We start from the raw sequence: 25165 nt of genomic DNA on the forward strand, positions 1-25165 counted from the left end.
GCTAACCTGAATCAACGGGTTAGTGCACACTAACCGAGAATGCATGCACCGCGCCAGGGCATCCGCCGGCGCGACCGTGGGTCGAGGAGGACATCGCGATGCCGGCAACCCAGGAGTCCCTCGCACAGGAGCTGCGGGAACGCCTCGCGACAGCCGCTCGCGGCGGTCCGGAGACCTCCCGAGAACGTCACGTGAAGCGCGGAAAGCTGCTGCCGCGGGACCGCGTCGCGCGAGTTCTCGACGAGGGCAGTCCGTTCCTCGAGGTCGCTCCGCTGGCGGCTGACGGGCTCTACGGGGGAGAGGCGCCCGGAGCGGGCGTGATCGCAGGCATCGGGCTGGTCCACGGCCGCCACGTGATGGTCGTCTGCAACGACGCGACCGTGAAGGGCGGCACCTACTACCCGCTCACGGTGAAGAAGCATCTGCGCGCCCAGGAGATCGCTCTCGAGAACCGACTTCCCTGCCTCTACCTCGTGGACTCCGGTGGCGCCTTCCTGCCCAGACAGGACGAGGTGTTCCCGGACCGCGAGCACTTCGGTCGGATCTTCTTCAATCAGGCGCGGATGTCTGCGGAGAGGATTCCCCAGCTCGCCGCCGTCCTCGGATCGTGCACGGCGGGTGGCGCCTATGTTCCGGCGATGAGCGACGAGACCGTGATCGTGCGCGACCAGGGGACGATCTTCCTCGGCGGACCGCCGCTCGTGAAGGCGGCCATCGGCGAGATCGTGACCGCCGAGGAGCTGGGCGGCGGAGAACTGCACGCACGGCGCAGCGGCGTCGTCGACCATCTCGCCGACGACGACGAGCACGCGCTCGAGATCCTCCGCGACATCGTCGCCACGTTGCCGCCGCCGCAGGTTCCCGCGTGGGAGGTGCTCGAGAGCCGACCACCTGCCGAGCTGACCCCGCTGTACGACGTCGTGCCGGTCGACGTGAATGCGGGCTACGACGTCCGCGAGGTCATCGCCCGGCTCGTCGACGGCGACAGCTTCCACGAGTTCAAGGCGGAGTACGGCACGACCCTCGTGACCGGCTTCGCGCGCCTGCACGGACATCCGGTGGGGATCGTGGCGAACAACGGCGTGCTGTTCAGCGAGTCGGCGCAGAAGGGTGCGCACTTCATCGAACTGTGCGATCAGCGCGGCATCCCCCTGCTGTTCCTGCAGAACATCACCGGCTTCATGGTCGGATCGGATGCCGAAGCCGGCGGCATCGCGAAGGACGGCGCGAAGATGGTGACCGCCGTCGCCAGCACCCGTGTCCCGAAGCTCACGGTCATCATCGGCGGATCCTTCGGTGCCGGCAACTACTCGATGTGCGGCCGTGCCTACTCGCCACGGTTCCTCTGGACCTGGCCCGCGAGCCGCATCTCGGTCATGGGCGGTGCGCAGGCGGCTTCCGTTCTCGCGACCGTCAAGGAGGACCAGCTCTCCGCCCGCGGCGAGACCTGGACCGGCGAGGCTCGCGCAGAGTTCGAGGCGCCGATCCGCGAGCAGTACGAACAACAGGGTGAGCCGTACTACGCGACCGCCCGCCTCTGGGACGACGGGATCGTCGACCCGGCCCAGACCCGTGACCTCCTGGGGCTCGCCCTCGACGTCGTCGCCCGCAGTCCGCTGCCCGAACCGCGCTTCGGCGTCTTCCGGATGTGAGTCCCATGTCGGTCATCGAGCCCACAGCATCGTCCCCGAACCCTGTCGACGGGTTCCACACCGTCCTCGTCGCGAACCGGGGCGAGATCGCCCGCCGCGTCATCCGCACGCTGCGAGATCTCGGCATCCGCAGTGTCGCTGTCTACAGCGACGCCGACGCCGCCGCGCCGCACGTACGCGAAGCCGATGTCGCCGTGCGCATCGGTCCTGCGCCCGCTGCCGAATCGTATCTCGACATCGACGCCGTGATCGCCGCCGCCCGACGCGCCGGCGCGCAGGCGATCCATCCGGGCTACGGCTTCCTGTCGGAGAGCGTCGGGCTCGCCGAGGCGTGCGCGGAGAGCGGGATCGTCTTCATCGGTCCGTCGATCGAGGCACTGCAGATCATGGGGGACAAGGCGCAGGCGCGCGAGCATGTGGTGCGCTACGGCGTGCCGGTCGTGCCCGGCTTCGATGCCAAAGGGCTGTCCGACGTCGAGATCGCGGAAGAGGCGGATGCCGTCGGGTACCCGCTCCTGGTCAAGCCGAGCGCCGGTGGTGGGGGCAAGGGCATGGAGGTCGTCGCCGACGCGTCAGGTCTCGGCAGCGCGCTGGCATCGGCCCGTCGCGTCGCCGGTTCGGCGTTCGGCGACGACTCCCTGATCCTCGAGCGTCTGATCCGTCGACCGCGCCACATCGAGGTGCAGGTGTTCGGTGACGCCCATGGCACGGTGATCGCCCTCGGCGAGCGCGAATGCACGCTGCAGCGGCGTCACCAGAAGGTGTTGGAAGAGGCGCCGTCCGCCGGGATCCCCGCGGGAACCCGCGATCGTCTCCTGGCCGCAGCGGTTCAGGCCGGGGAGAGCGTCGCGTACGTCGGCGCCGGCACGGTCGAGTTCCTGATCGACGCGGATTCGCCCGAAGAGGTGTTCTTCATCGAGATGAACACGCGTCTGCAGGTGGAGCATCCGGTCACCGAGGAGGTCACGGGTCTCGACCTCGTCGCCCTGCAGCTCCGTGTGGCGGCCGGCCTGCCCCTGGACGTGACGCCCACCATCCGAGGGCATGCCGTCGAAGCCCGCGTCTACGCCGAGTCGCCGGAGCGCGGGTTCCTCCCGTCTACCGGAACCGTCCTGCTGTTCGAGCCGCCGACCGGGGTCCGTGTCGATGCCGCCGTCGAGTCGGGGAGCGAGGTGACGGGTTTCTACGACCCGATGATCGCGAAGGTGATCGCTTTCGCCGACGACCGCGCCACGGCTCTCGAACGCCTCGATGACGCACTCTCGCGTACCGTCGTGCTCGGGGTCGACACGAACATCGCCTTCCTCCGTCAGTTGTGCCGTGATGCGCGGGTGGTCGCCGGCGACCTCGACACCGGCCTGATCGAGACACTTCTCCCGGTGCTCGCGGCCGCGCCGTCGGAGGCGATGCTCTCGGCCGCCCAGGCGACCTTGCCGGCACCGTCCGAGCCGCTGCGAACGAGTCCGCTGTGGCGCGAGCGTCCCGGGTGGCGACTCGGGTCGGGCGCGGTGAACGCGCAGCCGCGCTCCTTCCTCACCGACACCGACGAGGTCGTCGAGATCAGCGGCGAAGCCGCAGGCGGCCAGGCCGCCCGCGTGCGCGCGGCAGCCGATGCCGAAGGAGCGGTCTGGGTCACAGAGGCAGGGCGCACTGCGCGACTTCGCCCCCTGGACCGTCGACAGCGGATGCGGCACAGGCTCGACGCGCTCGATCGCGGCGCCGCAACGACCGAACCCGAGGCACGAGCACCGATGCCGGGGAATGTGGTCGCCGTGCACGTAGAGGACGGAGCGACCGTCTCGGCGGGCACGCCGCTCCTCGCGATCGAGGCGATGAAGATGGAACACCAGGTGCTCGCGCCGCATGACGGCGTCGTCCATCTGCTGGTCACCGCGGGTGACCAGGTGCGGCGCGACCAGCCGGTCGCCCGTGTCACGACAGAGGAGAACTGATGATGGAAGATCTGTCCGAGGAGGAGCGCGAGCTCGCCGCGATGGTGCGCGAATTCGCCGAGACGGTCGTCGCGCCGCAGTCCTACCAGGCCGACCGCACGCACACGCTGTCGATGGATGTCGTGGCGCAGATGGGTGACCTCGGCCTCTTCGGGCTACCGTTCCCGGAGGAGTACGGCGGCCAGGGCGGCGACTACATGGCGCTCGGCATCGCGATCGAAGCACTCGGCCGCGTCGACCAGTCCATCGCGATCACGCTGGAAGCGGGCGTGAGCCTCGGTGCGATGCCGATCTATCGCTTCGGCACCGAAGAGCAGCGTCAGGAGCTGCTTCCCGATCTGCTCGCCGGACGCGCTCTCGCGGGCTTCGGCCTGACCGAGCCCGAAGCGGGCAGCGACGCGGGGGCCACGCGCACCACGGCACGCCTCGAGGGCGACGAGTGGGTCATCGACGGCTCCAAGCAGTTCATCACCAACTCCGGTACGCCGATCACGCGCTTCGTCACCGTCACCGCTGTGACCGGGGTGGAGAACGGCCGCAAGGAGATCTCGACGATCATCGTCCCGAACGGCACGCCCGGGTTCACGGTGGAGGCGCCGTACGACAAGGTCGGCTGGAACGCGTCGGACACGCATCCGTTGAGCTTCCAGGGCGCACGCGTCCCCGCGTCGAATCTGGTCGGCGAGCGTGGGCGAGGGTTCAAGAACTTCCTCAGCATCCTCGACGAAGGTCGGATTGCGATCGCCGCCCTGTCGACGGGTGCGGCTGAGGGCTGCCTGGAGGCGGCCGTCGACTACGCGAAGAGTCGCACCATCTTCGGGAGCGCGTTGAGCACGCGCCAGAACGCGCAGTTCACGCTCGCTCGCATGCGCGCTCGCGTGCACACTGCGCGGCTCGCCTGGCACCACGCGGCACGGCTGCGCGATGCGGACAAGCCGTTCGCCGAGGCCGCCGCGATCGCCAAGCTCGTCGCCGGCGAGGCGGCCATGGACAACGCGAGAGACGCGACGCAGATCTTCGGCGGCAACGGCTTCATGAACGAGTTCCCGGTGGCGCGGCACTACCGCGACTCGAAGATCCTCGAGATCGGCGAGGGCACCACCGAGGTGCAGCTGCTGGTCATCGCCCGCGGTCTCGGGCTCGCCGGGTAGCGTGGGCGTCATGGCGGACATCATCCAGCGAGGGCTCTACTTCGAGGAGTTCGAGGCAGGGACCCGGTATCTGCACAGGCCGGGACGCACGGCCACCGAGGCCGACAACGTGCTGTTCACGACGCTCACCATGAACACGCAGGCGCTGCACCTCGACGCGGCCTTCGCCGACGCGCAGGAGCCGTTCCGCGCGCGGCTGATGAACTCCATGTGGACGCTGTCGACCATGGTCGGGGCGTCTGTCGCGCAGCTGACCCAGGGCACGCTCGTCGCGCAGCTGGGTTTCGGAGACATCGCCTTCCCGCATCCGCTGTTCGCCGGCGACACGCTCTACACCGAGAGTGTCATCGTCGAGAAGCGGCTGTCGTCTTCCCGGCCGGGGCAGGGCATCGTGCAGATCGCCCACACGGGGCGCAACCAGGATGATGTCGTCGTCGCGACCGCGACGAGGACCGTTCTCGTGCACTGCGCGCCGGAGGGCACCGCGTGACCGCGTTCGACCTGGGCCCCGCCATCCTCTTCTGCCCGGCAGATCGCCCGGAGCGTTTCCGTACCGCCCTGGAGCGGGCGGACGCCGTGATCCTCGACCTGGAGGATGCCGTGCTCCCGGCTGCCAAGGCCGCGGCGCGTGCGAACGTGATCGCCGCCGACATCGACCCGGAGCGCGTGATCGTGCGGGTGAACGCACCGGACAGCGAGCACTTCCCGTCCGACCTCGAGGCCGTCGCCCGGACCGGGTTCCGGACGGTCATGGTCGCGAAGACCGAAGACGCCGAGAGCCTGTCGGCGTTCGACGAGCGGTTCTCGTTGATCGCGCTGTGCGAGACCGCGCGGGGGATCCATGCCGCGGACCGCATCGCCGCGCATCCGCTCGTCTCGGCGATGATGTGGGGCGCGGAGGATCTCGTGGCCTCTCTCGGCGGCACTTCCTCGCGCAACAGTGCGGGGGGATACCGCGACGTCGCTCGCTACGCCCGCTCGCGTGTGCTCCTCGAGTCGGGAGCCCACGGCAAGGCCGCGATCGACGCCGTGCACATCGACCTCGACGACGTGGCGGGCCTCGAGTCCGAAGCGGTGGATGCGGCGGCATCCGGTTTCCGCGCCACGGCGTGCATCCACCCGAACCAGGTCGCGATCATCCGCGCGGCATACCGGCCGGATGAGGAGACCGTCGCCTGGGCGCGCGCCGTACTCGCGGCAGCGGACGACGAGCGGGGAGTCTTCCGCTTCGAGGGGCGAATGGTCGACGAACCGGTGCTCCGTCACGCGAGATCCGTCGTCGGCCGCGCGGACTGATCAGAGGACGAACGACTCCTCGAGCAGTCGCAGCGAGTCGGGGGACGCTTCGAACCGGTGCGCCGATCCGTTGGCGATGACCTCGCCGTCGCGGGGGAGCGTGCCGCCGGAGACCTGGTCGATGACCGCGCGGATGACCCCGCCGTGGGCGACCACCAGCACGGATTCCGCCCGCGGCGCCGACCTGCGCCGTGACTCTCGGGCGATGGCGTCCAGAGCGGCGATCGCGCGCGTACCGACCTGATGGAGGGACTCTGCGCCTGGTACCTCGGCGTGCCAGTCGCCGTATTTCTCGATGTAGTCGTCGACGAGCATGCCCTCGCCCTCACCGAACTCCCGTTCGCGGACATCGGGCACGAGCCCGGTGAGCTCCAGTCCGAGCTTGCCGGCGATGATCTCAGCGGTCTCCCTGGCGCGCAGGAGGGGGCTCGCGTAGACCGCGTGGTGCGTCGAGGCGGTGAGGTGATCGGCGGCACGGTGCGCGTCGGCACGGCCCTTGTCGTTCAGCGGGATGTCGGTCGATCCCTGGATGCGGCGAGCCAGATTCCAGTCGGTCTGACCATGGCGGACGAGGGTGATGAGAGTCACGAAAGCAGTTCCTGGAGAGCGGGGAGCACGTCGCTGGTGCCGGCAGCGATCGTCAGATCGGCCCAGGCATCCGCACGAGTCGGCTCACGGTTGACGATGATCAGCGGGATGCTGCGGCGACGGGCGCGCTCGACGAGCCGGACTCCCGAGTTCACCACGAGCGAGGAGCCGGCAACGATGAGCGCCGAACTCGAGCGCAGCAGCGATTCTGCGGCGCGGAAGCGGTCCTGGGGGACGTACTCGCCGAAGAAGACCACGTCGGGCTTCAGCATGCCGCCGCACACGGTGCAGGTCGGGATGAGGAAACCCTCGGTGCTCTCCGGCAGCACGTCGCCGTCGGGCGCGAGGGCCACGTTCTCGGGAACGCTGATCCACGGATTCTGCTCCTCGATCTGCACCGCGATGTCCCGACGATCGAAGACCTGCCCGCAGTGCAGGCACAGCACGCGGCGCATGGTGCCGTGCACCTCGATGACGTGAGAGCTGCCCGCCCGAAGGTGGAGGCCGTCGACGTTCTGCGTGATGACTCCGGAGACGGTTCCGGCAGACTCGAGTTCCGCGAGAGCGGTGTGACCGGGGTTCGGCGCTGCGCGGGCGAAGGCCTTCCAGCCGAGGTGGCCGCCCACCCAGTAGCGTCGCCGGGCGACTTCGTCGCCGAGGTACGTCTGGATCGTCATCGGGTCGCTGCGGGGCGTAACACCTTCGCCCCGGTAAGCGGGGATTCCGGAGTCCGTCGAGATGCCGGCACCGGTCAGGAGCGCGATCCGCTTGTCTCGCAGCAGCTCGGCCGCGTGTTCGAGAGTGGCCGACAGCTCGGCAGTGTTCGACGCGCTCACAGGACCTCCCCGAAGGAGTCTACGACGTGCGGAGGGGGTGGTCGCGCTCTACGTCGCCCGCCGGGTGGCAGAGTGGTGCTCGTGGAAATCTTCTCCGTGCCCGACGTGGCTGATCCCCGCCTCGACGACTACCGCGGGCTCACCGACACGGCTCTGCGGACCGCTCGGGAGCCGGCCGGCGGGCTGTACATCGCGGAGTCGACGAAGGTCATCGCCCGCGCGGTCGCGGCCGGACACCGTCCGCGCTCCGTCCTCGTTCAGGAACGTCGGATCGACGACATCCGTGCCATCGTCGGCGATCTGGACGTGCCGGTGTACGTCGTCCCGGACGAGGTGGCCGAAGCGGTGACCGGGTTCGCCGTGCACCGCGGGACCATCGCCTCGATGCATCGTCCGGCTCTGCCGAGCGTCAGCGAGGTGCTCGAAGGTGCTTCCGTCGTGCTGATCCTCGAGAACATCGGTGACCACACGAACATCGGGGCGGCTTTCCGTGCAGCCGCCGGTCTCGGCGCAGACGCCGTGCTCGTCTCGCCGGGTGGCGCGGACCCGCTCTACCGGCGCAGCGTGCGAGTGAGCATGGGCACCGTGTTCCAGGTGCCGTGGACCCGCATCGGTGACTGGGATGCGGCGGTCGTCGACCTGCATGAGGCCGGGTTCGACATCGCCGCACTCGCCCTGTCCGATGACGCGATCACTTTGGACGCCTATGTCGCGGCGCGCCCCGAGCGGGTCGCGCTCGTCATGGGATCGGAGGGAGACGGACTCTCCCGCGCGACGATCGACGGCGCCGATCACGTCGTGACCATTCCGATGGCGGGTGGGGTCGACTCGCTCAACGTGGCTTCGGCGGCGGCCGTCGCCCTGTGGGCCGTCCGGCGCTGAGCGTCAGTCCTGGTCGAGCCGGAACACGGGGGAGGGGTCGGGCCGCTTCGCCGCGACGTGGTCTCCGGACGACTGGTGCCGGAGCCTGCGCAGTACCCACGGAACCAGGTGCTCCCGCGCCCAGCCGAAGTCCTCGGACCGCGCTTCGCGCCAGGTGCGCACCGGAAGCGGCTCCGGCTGCATGGCCTCGAGATCGTTCGGAACGTTCAACGCGCGCAGTGCCATCCGGGCGACCTCGTGATGCCCGAGCGCGTTGTAGTGCAGCCGGTCGTCGTCGAAGAAGCGCATGTCCTGCACGACCTTGAGCGCCCACTGGTCGGCGACGATGCAGTCGTGGCGCTCGGCGATCGCCCGCACGTTCTCGTTGTAGATCGCGACCTTGCCGCGGAACGCACGGAAGACCGGCGTGAACCCGGTGTCGATCCCGGTGAAGAGCAGGATGGCGGCACCAGTGGAGGACAGCCGGCTGACGGCATCCTCCAGCTGTGCGGCGATGGCGTCCGGATCGGTGCCGGGCCGGATCACGTCGTTGCCGCCGGCGCAGATCGATACGAGGTCGGGGTGCAGGGCCACGGCGGGCTCGATCTGGTCGGCGACGATCTGGGCGATGAGCTTTCCGCGCACCGCGAGGTTGGCGTAGGCGAAGTCGTCGACCTGCTGCCCGAGTACATCGGCGACGCGGTCGGCCCACCCGCGATGATTCCCGGGCACGGCGGGGTCAGGGTCGCCGATGCCCTCGGTGAACGAGTCTCCGATGGCGACGAAGCGGCGCCAGGGGTGCACGCTCGCGTTGTCGGCGTCAGCGGTCCGGGTCGAATCCTGGTCGGTCATCCAGCTCTCCTTCGCGAACAGATGCGCGCGGCGGTGGCCGCATCGCAGTGACCGAGCCTACTCCGCCGTTCGACACCTCGATCGGCGCGCGCCGATGTCCGACGGAGCGATTATCGTTGAGCCGATGCTCTCTCCGTCCTTTCCCCAGCGCGCCCCGTGGGGAACCGCAAGCAAGCTGCGCGCCTGGCAGCAGGAGGCGCTCGAGCACTATTTCGAGGCCGACCAGCGTGACTTCCTCGTGGCGGCGACGCCGGGTGCAGGCAAGACGACCTTCGCTCTGACCCTGGCTGTCGAATTGATGCGCATGGGCGAGGTCAACCGCATCATCGTGGTCGCCCCGACGGAGCACCTCAAGACCCAGTGGGCGGATGCGGCGGCTCGCGTGCACATCCGTCTCGATCCGCGTTTCCGGAACAGTCATTGGGCGCCGGCACGGCACTATCACGGGGCCGTGGTGACGTATGCGCAGGTCGCGGCGAAGTCCTCCGTGCACCGACACCTCACCGAAGATGCCCAGACCCTGGTCATCCTCGATGAGGTGCACCACGGCGGCGATGCACTCAGCTGGGGCGATGCCATCCGTGACGCTTACGGCCCGGCGAAACGGCGTCTGCTGCTCTCGGGAACCCCGTTCCGCAGCGACACGGCGCCGATCCCGTTCGTCGAGTACCACCCCGACGAGTCCGGAGCGCGCATCTCGCGCACCGACTACAACTACGGCTATGGCCGCGCTCTCGCCGACGGTGTCGTGCGTCCGGTGCTGTTCCACATGTACGCGGGAAAGATGCGGTGGCGCACGACGTCGGGCGATGAGCTCGAGACGCACCTCGGTCAGGACAACACGAAGGACGTGACGTCGCAGGCGTGGCGCACGGCTCTCGATCCCGAGGGACAGTGGATGCCTGCTGTGCTGTCGGCGGCCGACCGGCGCCTCACCGAGATCCGCCACCACGTGCCGGATGCCGGGGGACTGGTCCTCGCGACGGATCAGACCGTCGCGCGCGCCTACGCGAAGATCCTCCACAGCATCACCGGCCAGCAGCCCACGGTCGTGCTGTCCGACGATGCGACCGCCTCGGAGCGGATCGAGAAGTTCAGCGCGAGCGACGCCCGCTGGATGGTGGCGGTGCGCATGGTGTCAGAGGGCGTCGACGTGCCGCGTCTCGCGGTGGGCGTCTACGCGACATCGTCGTCGACGCCGCTGTTCTTCGCCCAGGCCATCGGACGATTCGTGCGAGCACGACGCCGCGGTGAAGCCGCCAGCGTGTTCCTGCCACAGGTTCCTGTGCTGATGGGACTCGCCGGTGAGATGGACAAGCAGCGCGACCACGCGCTCGACCGGCAGTCGCAGGACGACGACGGCCTCGAGGACTCGCTCCTCGACAGCGCGAATCGTGAGGATGACGCGTCCGATGCCCTGACCAACGAGTTCAGCTACCAGGCGCTGGAGTCGGTTGCTCACTTCGATCGGGTGGTGTTCGAGGGCCAGGAGTTCGGGCAGCTCGCCGAGCCCGGCACCCCCGAGGAGGAGGAGTTCATCGGGTTCCCCGGCCTTCTCGAGCCCGAGCACGTCCACGAACTGCTCATGCAGCGCCAGACCCGTCAGTCCCGCCTCCGCGAGGCTCGCGAGGCCTCGACAGGGCCCACGGAGACGACGACGCTGCCGGCGCCGTTGCACCGCACGCTCAAGGAGCAGCGCCAACTGCTGAACAGCCTCGTGGGCCTCTACGCCCGGCAGCGAGGCGAGCCGCACGGTGCGGTGCATGCCGAACTCCGCCGCATCTGCGGTGGTCCCGCCGTCGCGCAGGCCACAGTGACGCAGCTGCAGTCCCGCATCGAGGTGCTGCGCAAGCGCGTGCGCTCCTAGGCGCTGGGTCCCTGAGACCGACGCAGGGTGGTCCCTGAGCTTGACGAAGGGCGGTCCCTGAGCCTGACGAAGGGTGGTCCCTGAGCTTGACGAAGGGCGGTCCCTGAGCTTGACGAAGGGTTCGGATCCCCGAAATGCTGGCAATCCGGGGCTTCCGCGCGTTCCAGCGGCGGCGCCCGGCTAGCGTGGAACGGTTGCCCGCGCACCGGGCTTCGCGACACCTGGAGGATCCATGACCGCGCCCGCCGCAGCCGAACCGACGCCCGCAGATCGTCGGCGTTGGGCGCGCTATCTGGTCGAGGAGCGCGCTGAGGGCTCGGTGTATCAGAAGCTCGCAGCGCGTCGCTCGGGCGAGGAGCGCGAGATCCTCCTGCGCCTTGCGGACGCCGAGCGGCGGCACGAGCAGCACTGGCTCGACCTCCTCGGCGGAGAGCCGTCCCGACTGCCGCGTGCCGGCATCCGTTCCCGGCTGCTCGGTTGGATGGCCGGACGTTTCGGTTCGATCTTCGTTCTCGCGCTCGCGCAGAGCGCCGAGGCCCGCTCACCGTACGACTCCGAGCAGTACGCGACGCCGGCGATGAGGGCGGACGAGAAGATCCACTACGAGGTGGTCCGCGGACTCGCGGCCCGAGGGCGGCGCCGTCTCTCCGGCTCCTTCCGGGCTGCCGTGTTCGGCGCCAACGACGGTCTGGTGAGCAACCTCGCCCTCGTGCTCGGCATCGGCGCGACCGGGGTCAGCTCCGGATTCGTGCTCTTCAGCGGTATCGCAGGCCTGCTCGCGGGTGCTCTGTCGATGGGCGCGGGGGAGTTCGTGTCCGTGCGTTCCCAGCGGGAGCTTCTCGCGGCGACCGAGGCCAACGAGGATGCGGCGGATGCCGCCGGAGACCTCGATATCGACGAGAACGAGCTCGCACTCGTCTATCGCGCGCGCGGCATGCAGACGGACGAGGCGCTCGAACGCGCGCGCCGCATCGTGGATGCCGCCAAGGCCGGTGCTCGCCGAGCTGCGACCGGCCCCGTGCGTGTACCGGGCGGAGACCACGACATCGTCGGGAGCGACTGGACCGCCGCGATCTCGAGCTTCCTGCTGTTCGCCTCCGGCGCGATCATCCCGGTGCTGCCGTGGATCTTCGGCTTGCAGGGTGCACCCGCGGTGATCCTCGCCCTGGTGCTCGTCGGCGTCGCGCTGCTCAGCACCGGTGCGATGGTGGGAGTGCTGTCGGGCGGTCCGCCGTTGCGCCGTGCTGTCCGCCAGCTCGCGATCGGCTTCGGCGCTGCCGCGGTCACGTATGCGCTGGGGCTGCTGTTCGGGGTGGGCGCCGTCTGATCCGCGGATCAGACACGAGACGCTACACCGTTGTGACCCTTATTCGGGGTGCTTCAGATGAGCGATCTCGTTGAGCACCTTATCCATGATTCGTATTGCTTCCAACGCGTTATCCGGGCTCACGTCTTCGCCGTGTACTGCGGCGTTGGCGATTGAGATCGGATAACGAAGATTCGCGGCGATGTGGGCGGGGAGGACGCCCTGCTTCGAAGCCAAAGCGATGAGCCTTCCGGCCCCGACGCGAGGTCGTTCGTCGCTGCCCCCGGGCAGGAGCCCGGCAACGGTCGTCTCCACCTCTCGACGCATACGTGCAAGTGCGTTCCAGGTCTCACCCGCATTGAGGTCGCGAATCGCTGCTCGCCCGCTCGCTGTCGCTGGCTGGATCCAGCCGATCGTCGGAGCATTGGACTCAGGCTCGGGCTCAGGCTCGGAGAGGAGAGGTCCGCGGTCGTCGGCGTCGCTGTCGTTTGTTCCGACAAAGGCCCGAATCGCATTGAACGCCCGGCGGAATTCACGCCGTACCTCCGGGTCTCGAGCGTAACTCGGAAGAGTTGTCTGACCGAGATCGTCGACGAGCAGACCGCCAAGCGAAGCGACCGACGGCTCGGCGAGCACATCGTTGACTCGTACCTGCTTCAGGCGGTCCAACTGCTTCTTTGCCGCGACTGCTGCTAACGACGATCTTGTGATGGTGACTGCGAGAGCGGCCACGGCCGCGAGAGAAGCGGCGACAGCGAGCAATGCTTCGAAGTTCACGATTGCGTCGCTGTCTGGTAGAGCCGTACAAAGGGCCTCACGTCAATGAGTTCGGCCAACAGACTCTGCGCGGCTAAGAACTCACTGTGGACCTTCCGTGCGACCGAGAAGACACCGGCGCCGATAAGGATCAGCACGGCGGCCGCCACCCAGGCCACTATCAAGGAAAACCAATTGAGCGTTGTAGACGGGTCGACTTGAATCACCGGCACCAAGGTCGCGAGAACGATGGCGGATCCCGCTCCGGCCGTGGCCTTGGCCGCGGTTGTGAGATGTTCGTACTTCCACTCATATACAGCTGTCAGCAGCGCATGAGGATCGTCTGACTCGACGACCGCAAGCGAGATCAGATCGTTGACGTCGATCGGCCGCCCGACGAGGCCCCCGAACCACTGTGTGAATCCCATGAGGGGAACATAGCGGTTCGAGTGTATTTCGAAGACGACTGCTTCACGTGTCCATGCGCACCGCGAAAAAGAAGGCCCTCGATCCTGTGGATCGAAGGCCTTCTCATTTCCTGTGCGCGGAGGGGGACTTGAACCCCCACGCCCTTACGGGCACTACGACCTCAACGTAGCGCGTCTACCATTCCGCCACCCGCGCAGGTGTTGGATGATCGTTGCCGACCGAAGAATGAGATTAGCACGTTCTGTGACGCTGTTCGAACCGAGCGCGACGCCCGGGCGTGGCACGCCCATTCGGTAGCCTGAGGGCATGATCGATCCTTCGCTGCCGGAGGTCGTGCGCATCGCGAGCGACCTCATCCGCTTCGACACGTCGAACTTCGGCGGCGGCAACGCCAAGGGGGAGCGGGAGGCCGCCGAGTACGTGGGCGCCTACCTCGAGGACCTCGGTTTGGAGGTCGAGTACTACGAGCCGATCCCGCGCCGCACGAACGTGATGGCGCGCGTTCCGGGCCGCGACAGGGACAAGCCCGCCCTGGTCGTGCATGGTCACCTCGACGTCGTGCCGGCGATGGCGGAGGACTGGAGCGTCGACCCGTTCGCGGGCATCGTGCAGGACGGGATGCTCTGGGGCCGCGGCGCCGTGGACATGAAGAACATGAACGCGATGATCCTGACGTCGGTCGCCGAGATCCTGCGTGCGGGCGAGCAGCCTGAACGCGACCTGGTGCTCGCATTCTTCGCGGACGAGGAGAACGGGGGCGTGGAGGGCTCTGCGCTGGTGGTGCAGAACCACCCCGAGTGGTTCGAAGGGGCGACGGCGGCGATCAGCGAGGTCGGCGGATACTCGATCACGGTCGACGACCGACGCGCGTACCTCCTCCAGGTGGGCGAGAAGGCCCTGATCTGGATCCGCCTGGTGGCGAAGGGGCGCGCAGGGCACGGAAGCCGCCTCCACGACGACAATGCGGTAACGAAGCTTGCCGAAGCCGTGGCCGCGATCGGACGAACGCGCTGGCCCATCCGCCTCACCCCGACCACGTCGGCTCTGCTCGACGGGCTGAGCGCGCTCACGGGGCGCGGCACCGACGACCCGGATGCCCTCGTCGCAGCTGCAGGACCCGCCGAGGCCTTCCTGCGCTCGACGTTCCGCACCACGACGAATCCGACCGCGCTCACCGCCGGCTACAAGCACAACGTGATTCCCGAGCGCGCCGAGGCGCTGATCGACGTACGGGTCATCCCCGGGACCGAAGACGACGTGCTCGCCGAGCTGCAGCAGATCGTCGGCGACGAGATCGTGATCGAGACCGTGGTGCGCGACATCGGCATGGAGACCCCTTTCGAGGGTGAGCTGGTCGAGGCGATGGTCGCGAGCATCGGACGCCACGACCCCGGAGTCCCGGTCATTCCGTATCTCCTCGGCGCCGGAACCGACAACAAGGCGCTCGCCTATCTCGATATCACGGGCTATGGTTTCGCGCCGCTCCGGCTCCCCGCCGATCTCGACTTCACAGGAATGTTCCACGGAGTCGACGAGCGCGTGCCCGTAGAATCGCTTGTCTTCGGCCAGCGCGTGCTGGCCGATCTGCTGCGCACGTACTGAGCGCTGCCCGAACGCTTCCGCGCCCTCCCCACTCCAGAAGGCCCTCCATGCACCTGCTCGAAGCCCTCATCCTCGGCATCGTCCAGGGACTCACCGAGTTCCTGCCGATCTCTTCCAGTGCGCATCTGCGCATCCTCGGCACCTTCCTGCCGTCGGGAGAAGACCCGGGGGCGGCCTTCACCGCCATCACCCAGATCGGTACCGAGGCGGCGGTCGTCGTGTTCTTCTGGCGCGACATCGTCCGGATCATCACCCAGTGGTGTCGCTCGCTCGTCGGCAAGGCGCCGCGCTCCGATCCCGACGCCCGGATGGGCTGGATGATCATCATCGGCAGCATCCCGATCGTCGTGCTCGGGCTCCTGTTCCAGGACCAGATCGAGACGGTGTTCCGCTCGCTGTGGATCGTCGCGATCATGCTGATCGTGTTCGGAATCCTGCTCGGCATCGCCGACCATGTCGGTGCCAAGCGGCGCAAGCTCGGCGACCTCACCTACCCGCACGGGATCGCGTTCGGTTTCGCGCAGGCGCTCGCGCTGATCCCCGGCGTCTCGCGTTCGGGCGGCACCATCACCATGGGGCTCTTCCTGGGCTACGAACGCGCCGCCGCCGCGCGGTACGCCTTCCTGCTCGCCATCCCCGCTGTCTTCGGCAGCGGCTTCTATCAGGTGTTCAAGAGCTGGGACGAGCCGTCGTTCTTCTCGTTCGGCGACACCCTCGCCGCCACCGGGATCGCGTTCGTCGTCGCTCTGGGTGTGATCGCGTTCTTCATGAACTTCATCTCGAAGCGCAGCTTCCTGCCGTTCGTGATCTACCGGATCCTGCTCGGCACCGTGCTGCTCGTCCTGCTCGGGACAGGCGTCATCGCCGCCTGATCCGGCTGTTTCTCCGCCGGATGCGGGAGCCCCAGGGGCGTCAGCGCTTGTGATCGCCGGGCGCGTCGCCGCGGCGGCGCAGGTAGCGTTCGAACGCCTGTGCGATCGCGTCGCCTGACGCTTCGGGGGAGTCCCACGTGTCTCGGGTGCGCTCGAGCTGGTGGATGTACTCGGCCATGTCTTCGTCTTCGGAAGCCGCGGCATCGATGGATGCCTCCCATGCGGCGGCCTCGGTGCGCAGGCGCGAACGGTCGACGTCGACGCCGGTGAGCTCTTCGAGCCGGTCGAGGAGAGCGAGAGTGACCTTCGGGGAGGGAGTCGCCGATGCGACGTAGTGGGGGACACTCGCCCAGAGACCCGCGGTGGGGATGCCGGCGCTCTCGGCGAAGTGCTCGAACACGCTGAGGATGCCGACGGGCCCCTCGTAGAGCGAGCGCTCGAGGTCGTGCGCCTCGCGCACCTGCTCGTTCTGGCTCGACGCGAAGATCGAGATCGGGCGGGTGTGGGGAACGTCGGCCAGCATGGCGCCCATCGTCACGAGCCCCGTGATGTCGTCGCGCAGTGCGATGTCGATGAACTCGGAGGCGAAGGCCTGCCAGGTGCGTGCCGGCTCCACGCCCGTGAGGAGCCAGAACTCCGTGCCGGGCCCCGGATCGCGCGGCCGCCAGAGACCTGCCTCCGGCCACTTCAGCTGGCGGCGACCCTCGGCATCCATGCGCGTCGCCGGGCGCGTGTACTGATAGTCGAAGTACAGCTCGGGGTCCACGGAGTGCACCAGGTCGTACTCGCCAGATGAGCGCAGAGCTTCGACGGCGCCACTGGCTGCTTCACCCGCGTCGTTCCAGCCGTCGAAGGCGGCGATGACGATGCGTGAACCGAGAACATCCATCATGGGCTCCCTTCGAGATCGAGGACGTATCCCTCCAGGCTAGTCCGCGGCGGCGGGATGTGGGCGGAGCCCCGGCTAGCATGGGTTCAGTGAGCAGAAAGCCCCGCGCAGTCCTCTGGGACATGGATGGAACCCTCGTCGACACCGAGCCGTACTGGATGGCGGCGGAGACGTCGCTGGTCGAGTCCTTCGGCGGCTCCTGGAGTCACGAGGACGCTCTGCAGCTCGTCGGGAGCGGGTTGATCGACAGTGCGATCATCCTGCAGAACGCGGGCGTCGCGATGGAGCCGGAGGCGATCGTCTCGCACCTGACCGACGTGGTGCAGGAGTCGTTGCGGACTCAGGGCGTGCCGTTCCGGCCCGGGGCGCGCGAGCTGCTCGCAGAACTCAGAGAGGCCGGCATCCCGACGGGACTCGTCACGATGTCACTGCGGCGGATGGCGCTGAGCGTCGTCGACCTGATCGACTTCGAGGCGTTCGACATCGTCGTCGCCGGCGATGACGTCGACAACCCGAAGCCGCACCCGGAGCCGTACCTGCAGGCGGGCGCGCTGCTCGACGTCGACATCGCGGATGTCGTCGTGATCGAGGACTCGCCGACCGGTCTTCGCGCAGGGATCGCGTCGGGGGCGGTGGCGCTCGGCGTGCCGCACATCGTGCCGCTGGACGGCATCGGGGCCCATGAACTCTGGGACACGCTTGCCGGACGCGGCGTCGCCGACCTTTCCGACCTCTTCGAGGCGAACCGGACCACAGCGGGAGCGATCCGATGAGCGACACCGACAACCAGCGACCGAGCGGCCCGTTCCGCATCGGTGATCGTGTCCAGTTGACGGGCCCCAAGGGCCGCCTGCACACGGTGACGCTCCGCGAAGACGGTGAGCTGCACACGCATCAGGGTGTGCTGCGGCACCGCGACCTCATCGGCCTCCCGGATGGCTCCGTGGTGCCGAACAGCTCCGGCCACGACTACCTGGCGCTTCGGCCGCTGCTGCGTGATTTCGCGATGTCGATGCCGCGCGGCGCTGCGATCATCTACCCGAAGGACGCGGCGCAGATCGTCATGCAGGCCGACGTCTTCCCCGGAGCGACCGTCGTGGAGGCCGGCGTCGGGTCCGGCGCCCTCTCGCTGTCGCTCCTGCGCGCCGTCGGCTCGGTAGGGAAGCTCATCTCCTTCGAGCGTCGCGAGGAGTTCGCGGATGTGGCGCGCGGCAACGTGGAGACCTTCTTCGGAGAACATCCCGCCGCGTGGACGGTGGTGGTCGGCGACCTCGTCGAATCGCTGCCCGGTGCCGCTCCCGCCGGAACGGTCGATCGCGTCGTCCTCGACATGCTCGCTCCGTGGGAGTGCATCGATGCGGTCGCCGAGGCGCTGACGCCCGGAGGCGTCGTGCTCTGCTACGTCGCGACTGTGACGCAGCTCTCCCGAGTGTCGGAGTACATCCGCTCGACGAGTCTCTTCACCGACCCGGACGCCTCCGAGACGATGGTGCGCGGCTGGCACGTCGAAGGACTCGCCGTGCGCCCGGATCATCGCATGGTCGCGCACACCGGGTTCCTGCTCACGGCGCGCCGTCTCGCCCCCGGCGCGATCGCCCCTTCGGTGAAACGCCGCGCGTCGAAGAGCAGTTACGGCGATGAGGATGTGGAGCTGTGGACGCCCGGCGCTGTCGGCGACCGCGAGATCTCCGACAAGAACCTGCGCAAGAGGGCCAGGGAGGCAGGCAAGGCCGCAGATGGGGCACGCCTGGCCGCCGCTTCGCGCGAATCGGACGACGCGACGGAATAGACTGGAGCGCGTGCGTAAAACGTCCGCCGTTCTGGCCTCCCTCAGCCTCGCCGTCCTCGCCCTGACGGGCTGCACCGCGACGGGCTCTTCCGACGCTGCCTCGTGCGATCGCGCCGGCAACGAGAAGATCCTGGACGTCGCCGACGTGGGTGGCGACTTCGGTTCTCCCCCGGAGGTCTCGGTCTTCGGACCGGTCAAGAGCGACAAGACCTCGTTCGCCGACATCACTGTCGGCGACGGCCCTGCTCTGGGGTCGACCTTCCAGCCTGTGGTGCTGGATATCGCGTTCTACGGCGGCGACAGCGGCGAAGCCCTCTACGCGTCCGAATTCAACGGCGACCAGAGCCGAGTGCACAGCATCGACTACTGGGCTCAGCGTTCTGCAGGTCTGTCGGATGTGTTGGAGTGCGCGACCGGAGGCAGTCGGATCCTCGCTGTGATCACTCCGGAGGACTTCGGAGAGCAGAACGTCGAGGCGTTCGGACTCGACAAGGGTGAGAACGTCGTGGCGGTCATCGATGTGCTCGACGTCATGCCGTCGAAGGCCTCCGGCGCGCTGCAGTTCAACGACGCGCGCGGTCTTCCCACCGTGGTGCGCGCCCCTGACGGCACTCCCGGGATCATCATCCCTGACGTTCCGGCACCGACCGAGATCGTGACGCAGACGCTCATCAAGGGTGACGGTCCGAAGGTGAAGAAGGGCGACACCGTCGTTTCCAACGTCATGGGTGTCGGCTGGGACGACAAGAAGGTGACCACGAACTCGTGGGGCGCGGAGGCCAGCATCAGCGTGGCCGCCGAGCAGCTCGTCGGAGCGACGGTCGGCTCTCAACTCCTCGTCGTGTTCCCTGCGGCCGAAGGCTCTCCCGCCACTGCGATCGTCGTCGACATTCTGGGCGCAGTGACGCCGCCCACGCAGTGATGGCTGCCCGGATTCCCGCGGAGGAGCGCCTGACGAATCTCGTCGTGGCGCTGATGGCCACGGAGATCGGGCTCACCAAGCAGCAGATCCTCGACAACGTGTCGGGCTACCGCCAGCGTGCAGACGCAGGCACGCGCTCGGATTCTCTCGAGAAGATGTTCGAGCGGGACAAGGAAGAGCTCCGCTCCCTGGGTGTGCCGATCGAGACGATCGGCGATCAGGCAGATCCGAATGACCTGCGTGAGGCGCGCTATCGCATTCCCCAGGCGGAATACGACCTGCCCGCGGACATCGAGTTCACCCCGGCGGAGCTGGCCGTGCTGCGTCTCGCCGGGAGCGTCTGGAGCGCTGAGTCCGCGTCGGGTGACGCCCAGTCGGGCGTGCGCAAGATCCGCGCGCTGGGGATCGACGGTGACGAGCCGATCATCGGCTTCGCGCCGCGGATCACTGCGCGTGACGCGGCGTTCGCGCCTCTGCAGGATGCGATCGAGAAGAGCAGGGTCGTCGCGTTCGAATACCTCAAGCCCGGGGAATCGGTGCCGAGACGGCGCAGCATCCGCCCGCTGGCCCTGGTGGATTACGAGGCTCGCTGGCATGTGTTCGGCGTCGATGTCGATGTCGACGAAGACCGGATGTTCCTCCTGAGCCGGATCGTCGGAGACGTCAAGATGACGGCGAAGTCGTTCGATCCTGCGCTCCGTGACGGGGCGGGGGAGCGGGCGCTGACGGGTCTCGAGCGTGTCGCGGCCGAGAATTCCGCTCTGCTGGAGGTCACCCCCGGCACGGAGGCGGCTCTGCGGCTCGGCCGACGGGCGTCGCCCGCGGCACAGGGAATCACCGTGCCGTTCGTCGACCTGCACATCCTTGCCGACGAGCTGGCCTCCTACGGTCCGGAGGTGCGCGTGGTCGAACCGGCTCCGCTGCGCGACGCCGTCATCGCGCGCCTTCGCGCAGCCGTCGACGCGCACGCCGAACGGGAGGACGCATCATGAGCGCGCAGCCGAAGCCGCTCCTCGCCGCTGATCGTGTCCGGCTCTATCTCACCCTGGTGCCGTACCTCCTCGAGCACGGGCAGGTCTCACTCGCCGAAGCCTCGGCGGAGTTCGGCGTGACGCCGCAGGAGATGCGCGGAATGGTCGAGAAGCTGACCGTCATCGGGCTCCCCGGCGAGTCCGGTTTCTGGCAGCAGCCGCAGGAGATGTTCGACATCAACTGGGACCTCCTCGACCACGAGGATGTCATCGAGATCACGAACGATGTCGCCCTGCGCCGCGTTCCCCGGTTCACGGCGCGCGAGGCCGCTGCACTGCTCGCCGGGCTGCAGATGGTCGCCGCCGTGCCTGCCGTCTCCGATTCTGGACTCGTCGCCGGACTGATCTCCAAACTCTCTCGCGGTGCAGCCGATGCTCCCGCCGATGTCGTCGTCGCGCCGACGGCGGTGGACGAGGTCCGAGAGGTCGTCGCCCGCGGTCTGCAGGACGGCGTCGCGATCTCGTTCACCTATCAAGCGCCGGATGCCGCGCCGACGACGCGCACGGTCGATCCGATGCAGATCCTGATCACCAACGCGCAGTGGTACCTGCAGGGCTGGTGCCATCTACGGCAGGCGATGCGCACGTTCCACCTCGACCGGGTGAGCGAACCGAAGCTGACCGACATCCCGATCACTCATGGCGGCGATCAGGTGCCGGAGGCCTTCGCCGGCCTCGACGAGGAGCGCGAGGTCACGGTGCGCGTGTCGGAGCGGTTCGCCCCGTTGCTGGGCGGATTCTTCCCGACCACGGCGCTCGAAGCGGTCGATGGAAGCGTGACGGCGCACCTCCACCTCGCCGATCCCCGGGGAATCAAGCGGCTCGCCGCGCGCTTCGGGGGCTCTATGGAAGTCGTCGAGCCCGGCATCGCCCGCACCGCGGCCCGCGAGTGGGCGGCATCAGGACTCGCTCTCTATCACCGCCCCGATCTCGGGGATTGATCTGTAGACTGAAAAAGATCGCCCACCGACGACGGGAATATTCCAATGGCTGGACTGCAAGGCTGGCACCTTCTCATCGTGCTCGCCGTCATCCTTCTTCTGTTCGGCGCTGCGAAGCTGCCGGCGCTCGCGAAGAGCATGGGGCAGTCGGCCCGCGTCTTCAAGGGCGAGATGAAGGCCATGAAGGACGAGGACGCGGCACGCAGCGACACGGTCGTCGCCGAGCCCACCACGGTCAAGGACTCGGGCGTCGACCCTGAGACTCCGCCCCGCACCTAACCGGCCGTGGCAACCATCGAACCGGCCGTGAAGCAGAAGGCGGATCGGGATCGGCGGATGTCGCTCGGCGCGCATCTCGTCGAACTGCGGAAACGGCTGATGTGGGCAGCGCTCGCATTGGTCGTCGGCATGGTCATCGCGTTTCTGATCACCGATCCGGTCATCAACTTCATCACGAAGCCGATCAACGACATCGCCGCTGAGCGCGGCGAAGACGTCGCTGCGCTCGTGTACTCGACCATCACCGGCCCGTTCGACATGCGCATGCGCATCGCGTTCTCTCTCGGCCTGTTCATCTCCGCGCCCGTCTGGCTGTGGCAGATCTGGGCGTTCATCATGCCCGGACTGACGCGCAAAGAGGTCCGATACACGATCTCGTTCGTCGCAGCCGCGGTTCCGCTGTTCTTCGCCGGGTGTTACGTCGGTGTCCTGATCCAGCCGCACATCATCGAGCTGATGGCGGGATTCACGCCCGAAGGGGCGAAGAACCTCTTCCAGGCGCAGGAGTACTACGACTTCATCTTCAAGCTGATGATCGTGATCGGCGTCGCTTTCGTTCTCCCGGTCTTCCTGGTCGCGCTGAACGTCGCCGGAGTCATGTCGGGCAAGGCGATCCTCAAGGGCTGGCGCGTCGCGATCCTCATCGCGACGGTGTTCGCCGCACTGGCGACGCCGGCCGCCGACGTGATCAGCATGCTGATGCTCGCCGGAATCCTGATCGTGCTCTTCTTCGCGGCAGCGGGGCTGTCCGTGCTGTTCGACCGGCGCAAACGCAAGCGCAACGCGGCTGCGGGGCTGCTGCCGGACATTGCATGAGTTCGCCCTCCGAGCGATATGCCGCGGCGCGCGAGGCCGCTGAACACCCGGCCACGATCGCCTTCGCCGCACGGCAGAAGTTCGAGCTCGACCCGTTCCAGATCGCGGGATGCCATGCGCTCGAGAGCGGGCGCAGCGTGCTCGTCGCAGCGCCGACCGGGGCCGGCAAGACGATCGTGGGGGAGTTCGCGATCCATCTCGCGATGCAGACCCCGAGCGACAAGGCGTTCTATACGACGCCGATGAAGGCGCTCTCGAACCAGAAGTTCCGTGAACTGGTCGACGTCTATGGCGCGGACCAGGTGGGGCTCCTCACCGGCGACACCAACATCAACGGCAACGCCCGCATCGTGGTGATGACCACCGAGGTCCTCCGCAACATGATCTACGCCGATTCCGCGGCGCTGCGCGACCTCCGGTACGTGATCATGGACGAAGTCCACTACCTCGCCGACAGGTTCCGTGGCGCCGTCTGGGAAGAAGTGATCATCCACCTGCCGCAGCACGTGCGGCTGGTCTCCCTGAGCGCGACCGTGTCGAATGCCGAGGAGTTCGGCGACTGGCTCGACACGGTGCGCGGAGACACCGAGGTGATCGTGTCCGAGATCCGGCCGGTGCCGCTCGAGCAGCACGTGCTGGTGCGCGACGATCTCCTCCCGCTCTTCGATGATCGCGCGGGGATCGCGACCGCGCAGGTGAATCAGGAGCTGATGCGCATCCGCTCCTTCACCGGCTCCAACTACGAGAACAACCGGCAGACGCAGTCGTATATCAGCAACCGGCACGCGGGTCGTCAGGCCAAGCGGCCGCCGCGCGGTGGGCATCGTCCCGTGCGTCCCTCCAACGTCCGTCGTATCGAGCGGATGGACCGCCCCGATGTGATCAAGCTGCTCGAGCGGGCCAACCTGCTCCCAGCGATCTTCTTCATCTTCAGCCGGGTGGGCTGCGACGCCGCCGTGCAACAGGTGCGGCGCTCAGGGATCAGGCTGACGTCCTCAGAGGAGAAGGCCGAGATCCGAGCCATTGTCGAGGAGCGCACTCGTTCGCTCCAGGACGAGGATCTCGGGGTGCTCGGCTACTGGGATTGGCTGGAGAATCTCGAGAGAGGTGTCGCCGCGCATCACGCCGGGCTTCTGCCGGCGTTCAAAGAGGTCGTCGAAGAGCTCTACCGCCTCAAGCTCGTCAAGGTCGTCTTCGCCACAGAGACCCTGGCGCTGGGCATCAACATGCCCGCGCGCACCGTGGTGCTCGAGAAGATGGAGAAGTTCAACGGCGAGGCTCGCGTCGCGATCACGTCCGGGGAGTACACGCAGCTCACCGGTCGCGCGGGTCGCCGAGGCATCGATGTCGAGGGACACGCCGTCGTGCAGTGGACCGAGGGCATGGACCCTCAGTCCGTCGCTGCGCTCGCATCTCGACGAACCTATCCGCTGAACTCCAGCTTCCGGCCGACCTACAACATGGCGGTCAACCTCATCGACATGTTCGGGAAGCCCCGGGCTCGTCAGATCCTGGAGTCCTCCTTCGCGCAGTTTCAGGCCGACCGCGCCGTGGTGGGGCTCGCGCGCCAGGTCAGGGAGGCCGAGGAGTCGCTCGCCGGGTACCAGAAGTCGATGGCGTGCGAGCACGGGGACTTCCCCGAGTATGCGGCGATCCGACGCGAGCTGAGCGACCTCGAGAAGAAGAATCGGCAGGATTCTCAGGCGCCGCGCGCATCCCGCGACAAGCGCATGAAGCGCATCCAATCGCTGCGCACGCAGATGCAGCGGCATCCCTCTCATCGGTGCCCCGACCGTGAGGCGCACGCGCGCTGGGCCGAACGGTATTGGAAGCTCAAGCGTCAGACCGATCGCATCCGTCGTCAGATCGAGACGCGTACGGGTACCGTCGCGCGCGTCTTCGACCGTGTCGTCGAGGTGCTGGAGACCCTGGACTACCTGACGGCAGAGGGTGCTGAGACGACGCTGACGGATGCCGGGCGCACGATGCGCCGCATCTATGGAGAGCGCGATCTGCTGGTCGCGGAATCCCTCCGGCAGGGCCTCTGGAACGGCCTGGACGCGCCGTCGCTGGCAGCGATGGCCTGCTGCCTCGTCTACGAGCCGCGGCGGGATGAGGCCAACGCGGGGGAGCGGAACCTTCCGCGAGGCGCGTTCCGCACGGCGTACGAGAAGACGACGACTCTGTGGGCCGAGCTCGACGACCTCGAGAAGGACCACCATCTGCCCGGCAGTGAGCCGCTGGCGGCGGGTCTTGCCGGTGCCATGCACTCGTGGGCTCGGGGAGGCATGCTCGACCGGGTGCTGATCGACGCCGACATGGCGGCCGGCGACTTCGTGCGCTGGGCGAAGCAGACGATCGACCTTCTCGACCAGCTGTCGATCGTCGCCGAGGACGGCACACTGGCTCGCACGGCACGGACGGCACTGGACGGCGTCCGGCGTGGAATCGTCGCCTACTCGTCGATGTGAGAATGAG

General features: G+C 67.9%; 24 protein-coding genes and 1 tRNA gene. 18 read left to right on the forward strand and 7 right to left on the reverse strand.

What is annotated here, in order from left to right; all coding sequences use genetic code 11:
* Positions 1–98: 98 nt before the first annotated feature.
* Genes V5D55_RS15635 through V5D55_RS15655 form a run of 5 tightly spaced genes read left to right on the forward strand, consistent with a single transcriptional unit; the run spans position 99 to position 6051 of the window.
* The gene (locus V5D55_RS15635) at positions 99–1652 is read left to right on the forward strand and encodes a carboxyl transferase domain-containing protein (RefSeq protein ID WP_435744707.1); all 1554 of its coding nucleotides are present in this window, start codon (positions 99–101) and stop codon (positions 1650–1652) included.
* A 5-nt stretch (positions 1653–1657) separates the two neighbouring features.
* Positions 1658–3604: an acetyl/propionyl/methylcrotonyl-CoA carboxylase subunit alpha gene (locus tag V5D55_RS15640; RefSeq protein WP_435744709.1), complete on the forward strand. Its 1947-nt coding sequence runs from the start codon at positions 1658–1660 to the stop codon at positions 3602–3604.
* 2 nt (positions 3605–3606) lie between these two features.
* Complete coding sequence (locus V5D55_RS15645) at positions 3607–4755, forward strand: acyl-CoA dehydrogenase family protein (RefSeq protein WP_435749323.1); 1149 nt, start codon at positions 3607–3609, stop codon at positions 4753–4755.
* A 10-nt stretch (positions 4756–4765) separates the two neighbouring features.
* Positions 4766–5245, forward strand: coding sequence for a MaoC family dehydratase (locus V5D55_RS15650; protein ID WP_435744711.1), 480 nt, complete (start codon positions 4766–4768; stop codon positions 5243–5245).
* A complete protein-coding gene (locus V5D55_RS15655) occupies positions 5242–6051 on the forward strand; it encodes an HpcH/HpaI aldolase/citrate lyase family protein (RefSeq protein ID WP_435744713.1) in 810 nt (269 codons plus the stop codon). The genes V5D55_RS15650 and V5D55_RS15655 overlap by 4 nt, the downstream gene beginning before the upstream one ends.
* Here V5D55_RS15655 and V5D55_RS15660 read toward each other — a convergent pair whose 3' ends face one another.
* Together V5D55_RS15660 and V5D55_RS15665 are read right to left on the reverse strand one after the other, a co-directional pair.
* Positions 6052–6639, reverse strand: coding sequence for a histidine phosphatase family protein (locus V5D55_RS15660; protein WP_435744714.1), 588 nt, complete (start codon positions 6637–6639; stop codon positions 6052–6054). It abuts the gene before it with no gap.
* Positions 6636–7475 (reverse strand): Sir2 family NAD-dependent protein deacetylase, encoded by an 840-nt coding sequence (locus V5D55_RS15665; RefSeq protein WP_435744716.1) that lies wholly within the window; start codon positions 7473–7475, stop codon positions 6636–6638. The genes V5D55_RS15660 and V5D55_RS15665 overlap by 4 nt, the downstream gene beginning before the upstream one ends.
* A gap of 81 nt (positions 7476–7556) precedes the next feature.
* On the opposite strand from V5D55_RS15665, the gene V5D55_RS15670 reads away from it, so the two are divergent.
* On the forward strand, positions 7557–8357 hold the full coding sequence (locus V5D55_RS15670) for a TrmH family RNA methyltransferase (protein ID WP_435744718.1): 801 nt from the start codon (positions 7557–7559) through the stop codon (positions 8355–8357).
* Between the two features lie 3 nt (positions 8358–8360).
* On the opposite strand, the gene V5D55_RS15675 is transcribed toward V5D55_RS15670, so the two are convergent.
* A complete protein-coding gene (locus V5D55_RS15675) occupies positions 8361–9188 on the reverse strand; it encodes an SGNH/GDSL hydrolase family protein (protein WP_435744720.1) in 828 nt (275 codons plus the stop codon).
* A 124-nt stretch (positions 9189–9312) separates the two neighbouring features.
* Here V5D55_RS15675 and V5D55_RS15680 point away from each other — a divergent pair, with 124 nt between their 5' ends.
* Together V5D55_RS15680 and V5D55_RS15685 are read left to right on the forward strand one after the other, a co-directional pair.
* The gene (locus V5D55_RS15680; protein ID WP_435744722.1) at positions 9313–11055 is read left to right on the forward strand and encodes a DEAD/DEAH box helicase; all 1743 of its coding nucleotides are present in this window, start codon (positions 9313–9315) and stop codon (positions 11053–11055) included.
* A gap of 232 nt (positions 11056–11287) precedes the next feature.
* Positions 11288–12382, forward strand: coding sequence for a VIT1/CCC1 transporter family protein (locus V5D55_RS15685; RefSeq protein ID WP_435744724.1), 1095 nt, complete (start codon positions 11288–11290; stop codon positions 12380–12382).
* 39 nt (positions 12383–12421) lie between these two features.
* Here the strand turns inward: V5D55_RS15685 and V5D55_RS15690 are convergent, their stop codons facing one another.
* From V5D55_RS15690 to V5D55_RS15700, 3 genes are all read right to left on the reverse strand, one after another.
* A complete protein-coding gene (locus tag V5D55_RS15690; RefSeq protein ID WP_435744726.1) occupies positions 12422–13138 on the reverse strand; it encodes a hypothetical protein in 717 nt (238 codons plus the stop codon).
* Entirely contained in the window at positions 13135–13545 is a 411-nt protein-coding gene (locus V5D55_RS15695; protein WP_435744728.1) for a hypothetical protein, read from the reverse strand. Before V5D55_RS15695 ends, V5D55_RS15690 begins: the two co-directional genes overlap by 4 nt.
* Before the next feature lie 113 nt (positions 13546–13658).
* A tRNA-Leu gene (locus V5D55_RS15700) sits at positions 13659–13741 on the reverse strand.
* Between the two features lie 111 nt (positions 13742–13852).
* Here V5D55_RS15700 and V5D55_RS15705 point away from each other — a divergent pair.
* Positions 13853–15148, forward strand: coding sequence for a M20/M25/M40 family metallo-hydrolase (locus V5D55_RS15705; protein ID WP_435744731.1), 1296 nt, complete (start codon positions 13853–13855; stop codon positions 15146–15148).
* Positions 15149–15195: 47 nt separating this feature from the next.
* The gene (locus V5D55_RS15710) at positions 15196–16020 is read left to right on the forward strand and encodes an undecaprenyl-diphosphate phosphatase (protein ID WP_435744733.1); all 825 of its coding nucleotides are present in this window, start codon (positions 15196–15198) and stop codon (positions 16018–16020) included.
* Between the two features lie 40 nt (positions 16021–16060).
* Here the strand turns inward: V5D55_RS15710 and V5D55_RS15715 are convergent, their stop codons facing one another.
* On the reverse strand, positions 16061–16909 hold the full coding sequence (locus V5D55_RS15715) for a PAC2 family protein (RefSeq protein WP_435749324.1): 849 nt from the start codon (positions 16907–16909) through the stop codon (positions 16061–16063).
* Positions 16910–16989: 80 nt separating this feature from the next.
* Between V5D55_RS15715 and V5D55_RS15720 the strand changes: the two genes are divergently transcribed.
* From V5D55_RS15720 to V5D55_RS15755, 8 genes are read left to right on the forward strand one after another with little or no spacing between them, the layout of a single operon-like run.
* Positions 16990–17682 (forward strand): HAD family hydrolase, encoded by a 693-nt coding sequence (locus V5D55_RS15720; protein WP_435744735.1) that lies wholly within the window; start codon positions 16990–16992, stop codon positions 17680–17682.
* Entirely contained in the window at positions 17679–18698 is a 1020-nt protein-coding gene (locus V5D55_RS15725) for a tRNA (adenine-N1)-methyltransferase (RefSeq protein WP_435744737.1), read from the forward strand. Before V5D55_RS15720 ends, V5D55_RS15725 begins: the two co-directional genes overlap by 4 nt.
* Before the next feature lie 10 nt (positions 18699–18708).
* Positions 18709–19620, forward strand: a complete 912-nt coding sequence (locus V5D55_RS15730; protein WP_435744739.1) for a hypothetical protein — start codon at positions 18709–18711, stop codon at positions 19618–19620.
* The gene (locus tag V5D55_RS15735) at positions 19620–20612 is read left to right on the forward strand and encodes a helix-turn-helix transcriptional regulator (protein ID WP_435744741.1); all 993 of its coding nucleotides are present in this window, start codon (positions 19620–19622) and stop codon (positions 20610–20612) included. The genes V5D55_RS15730 and V5D55_RS15735 overlap by 1 nt, the downstream gene beginning before the upstream one ends.
* The gene (locus V5D55_RS15740; protein ID WP_435744744.1) at positions 20609–21592 is read left to right on the forward strand and encodes a helix-turn-helix transcriptional regulator; all 984 of its coding nucleotides are present in this window, start codon (positions 20609–20611) and stop codon (positions 21590–21592) included. Before V5D55_RS15735 ends, V5D55_RS15740 begins: the two co-directional genes overlap by 4 nt.
* A gap of 45 nt (positions 21593–21637) precedes the next feature.
* The gene (tatA, locus tag V5D55_RS15745; RefSeq protein ID WP_435744746.1) at positions 21638–21871 is read left to right on the forward strand and encodes a Sec-independent protein translocase subunit TatA; all 234 of its coding nucleotides are present in this window, start codon (positions 21638–21640) and stop codon (positions 21869–21871) included.
* 57 nt (positions 21872–21928) lie between these two features.
* Positions 21929–22687, forward strand: a complete 759-nt coding sequence (gene tatC / locus V5D55_RS15750; RefSeq protein WP_435749325.1) for a twin-arginine translocase subunit TatC — start codon at positions 21929–21931, stop codon at positions 22685–22687.
* A complete protein-coding gene (locus tag V5D55_RS15755; protein WP_435744748.1) occupies positions 22684–25158 on the forward strand; it encodes a DEAD/DEAH box helicase in 2475 nt (824 codons plus the stop codon). The genes tatC and V5D55_RS15755 overlap by 4 nt, the downstream gene beginning before the upstream one ends.
* Positions 25159–25165 lie beyond the last annotated feature (7 nt).

The sequence above is a fragment of the Microbacterium sp. PMB16 genome (genome assembly GCF_051294855.1).
GTDB lineage: Bacteria > Actinomycetota > Actinomycetes > Actinomycetales > Microbacteriaceae > Microbacterium.

Coding starts and splice junctions, on each gene's coding strand:
- V5D55_RS15645 (WP_435749323.1), top strand. CDS start 3,607: ATGGAAGATCTGTCCGAGGAGGAGCGCGAGCTCGCCGCGATGGTGCGC.
- V5D55_RS15680 (WP_435744722.1), top strand. CDS start 9,313: ATGCTCTCTCCGTCCTTTCCCCAGCGCGCCCCGTGGGGAACCGCAAGC.
- V5D55_RS15675 (WP_435744720.1), bottom strand. CDS start 9,188: ATGACCGACCAGGATTCGACCCGGACCGCTGACGCCGACAACGCGAGC.
- V5D55_RS15695 (WP_435744728.1), bottom strand. CDS start 13,545: ATGGGATTCACACAGTGGTTCGGGGGCCTCGTCGGGCGGCCGATCGAC.
- V5D55_RS15640 (WP_435744709.1), top strand. CDS start 1,658: ATGTCGGTCATCGAGCCCACAGCATCGTCCCCGAACCCTGTCGACGGG.
- V5D55_RS15725 (WP_435744737.1), top strand. CDS start 17,679: ATGAGCGACACCGACAACCAGCGACCGAGCGGCCCGTTCCGCATCGGT.
- tatC (WP_435749325.1), top strand. CDS start 21,929: ATGTCGCTCGGCGCGCATCTCGTCGAACTGCGGAAACGGCTGATGTGG.
- V5D55_RS15685 (WP_435744724.1), top strand. CDS start 11,288: ATGACCGCGCCCGCCGCAGCCGAACCGACGCCCGCAGATCGTCGGCGT.
- V5D55_RS15650 (WP_435744711.1), top strand. CDS start 4,766: ATGGCGGACATCATCCAGCGAGGGCTCTACTTCGAGGAGTTCGAGGCA.
- V5D55_RS15735 (WP_435744741.1), top strand. CDS start 19,620: ATGGCTGCCCGGATTCCCGCGGAGGAGCGCCTGACGAATCTCGTCGTG.
- V5D55_RS15740 (WP_435744744.1), top strand. CDS start 20,609: ATGAGCGCGCAGCCGAAGCCGCTCCTCGCCGCTGATCGTGTCCGGCTC.
- V5D55_RS15710 (WP_435744733.1), top strand. CDS start 15,196: ATGCACCTGCTCGAAGCCCTCATCCTCGGCATCGTCCAGGGACTCACC.
- V5D55_RS15720 (WP_435744735.1), top strand. CDS start 16,990: ATGGGTTCAGTGAGCAGAAAGCCCCGCGCAGTCCTCTGGGACATGGAT.
- V5D55_RS15635 (WP_435744707.1), top strand. CDS start 99: ATGCCGGCAACCCAGGAGTCCCTCGCACAGGAGCTGCGGGAACGCCTC.
- tatA (WP_435744746.1), top strand. CDS start 21,638: ATGGCTGGACTGCAAGGCTGGCACCTTCTCATCGTGCTCGCCGTCATC.
- V5D55_RS15705 (WP_435744731.1), top strand. CDS start 13,853: ATGATCGATCCTTCGCTGCCGGAGGTCGTGCGCATCGCGAGCGACCTC.
- V5D55_RS15755 (WP_435744748.1), top strand. CDS start 22,684: ATGAGTTCGCCCTCCGAGCGATATGCCGCGGCGCGCGAGGCCGCTGAA.
- V5D55_RS15715 (WP_435749324.1), bottom strand. CDS start 16,909: ATGGATGTTCTCGGTTCACGCATCGTCATCGCCGCCTTCGACGGCTGG.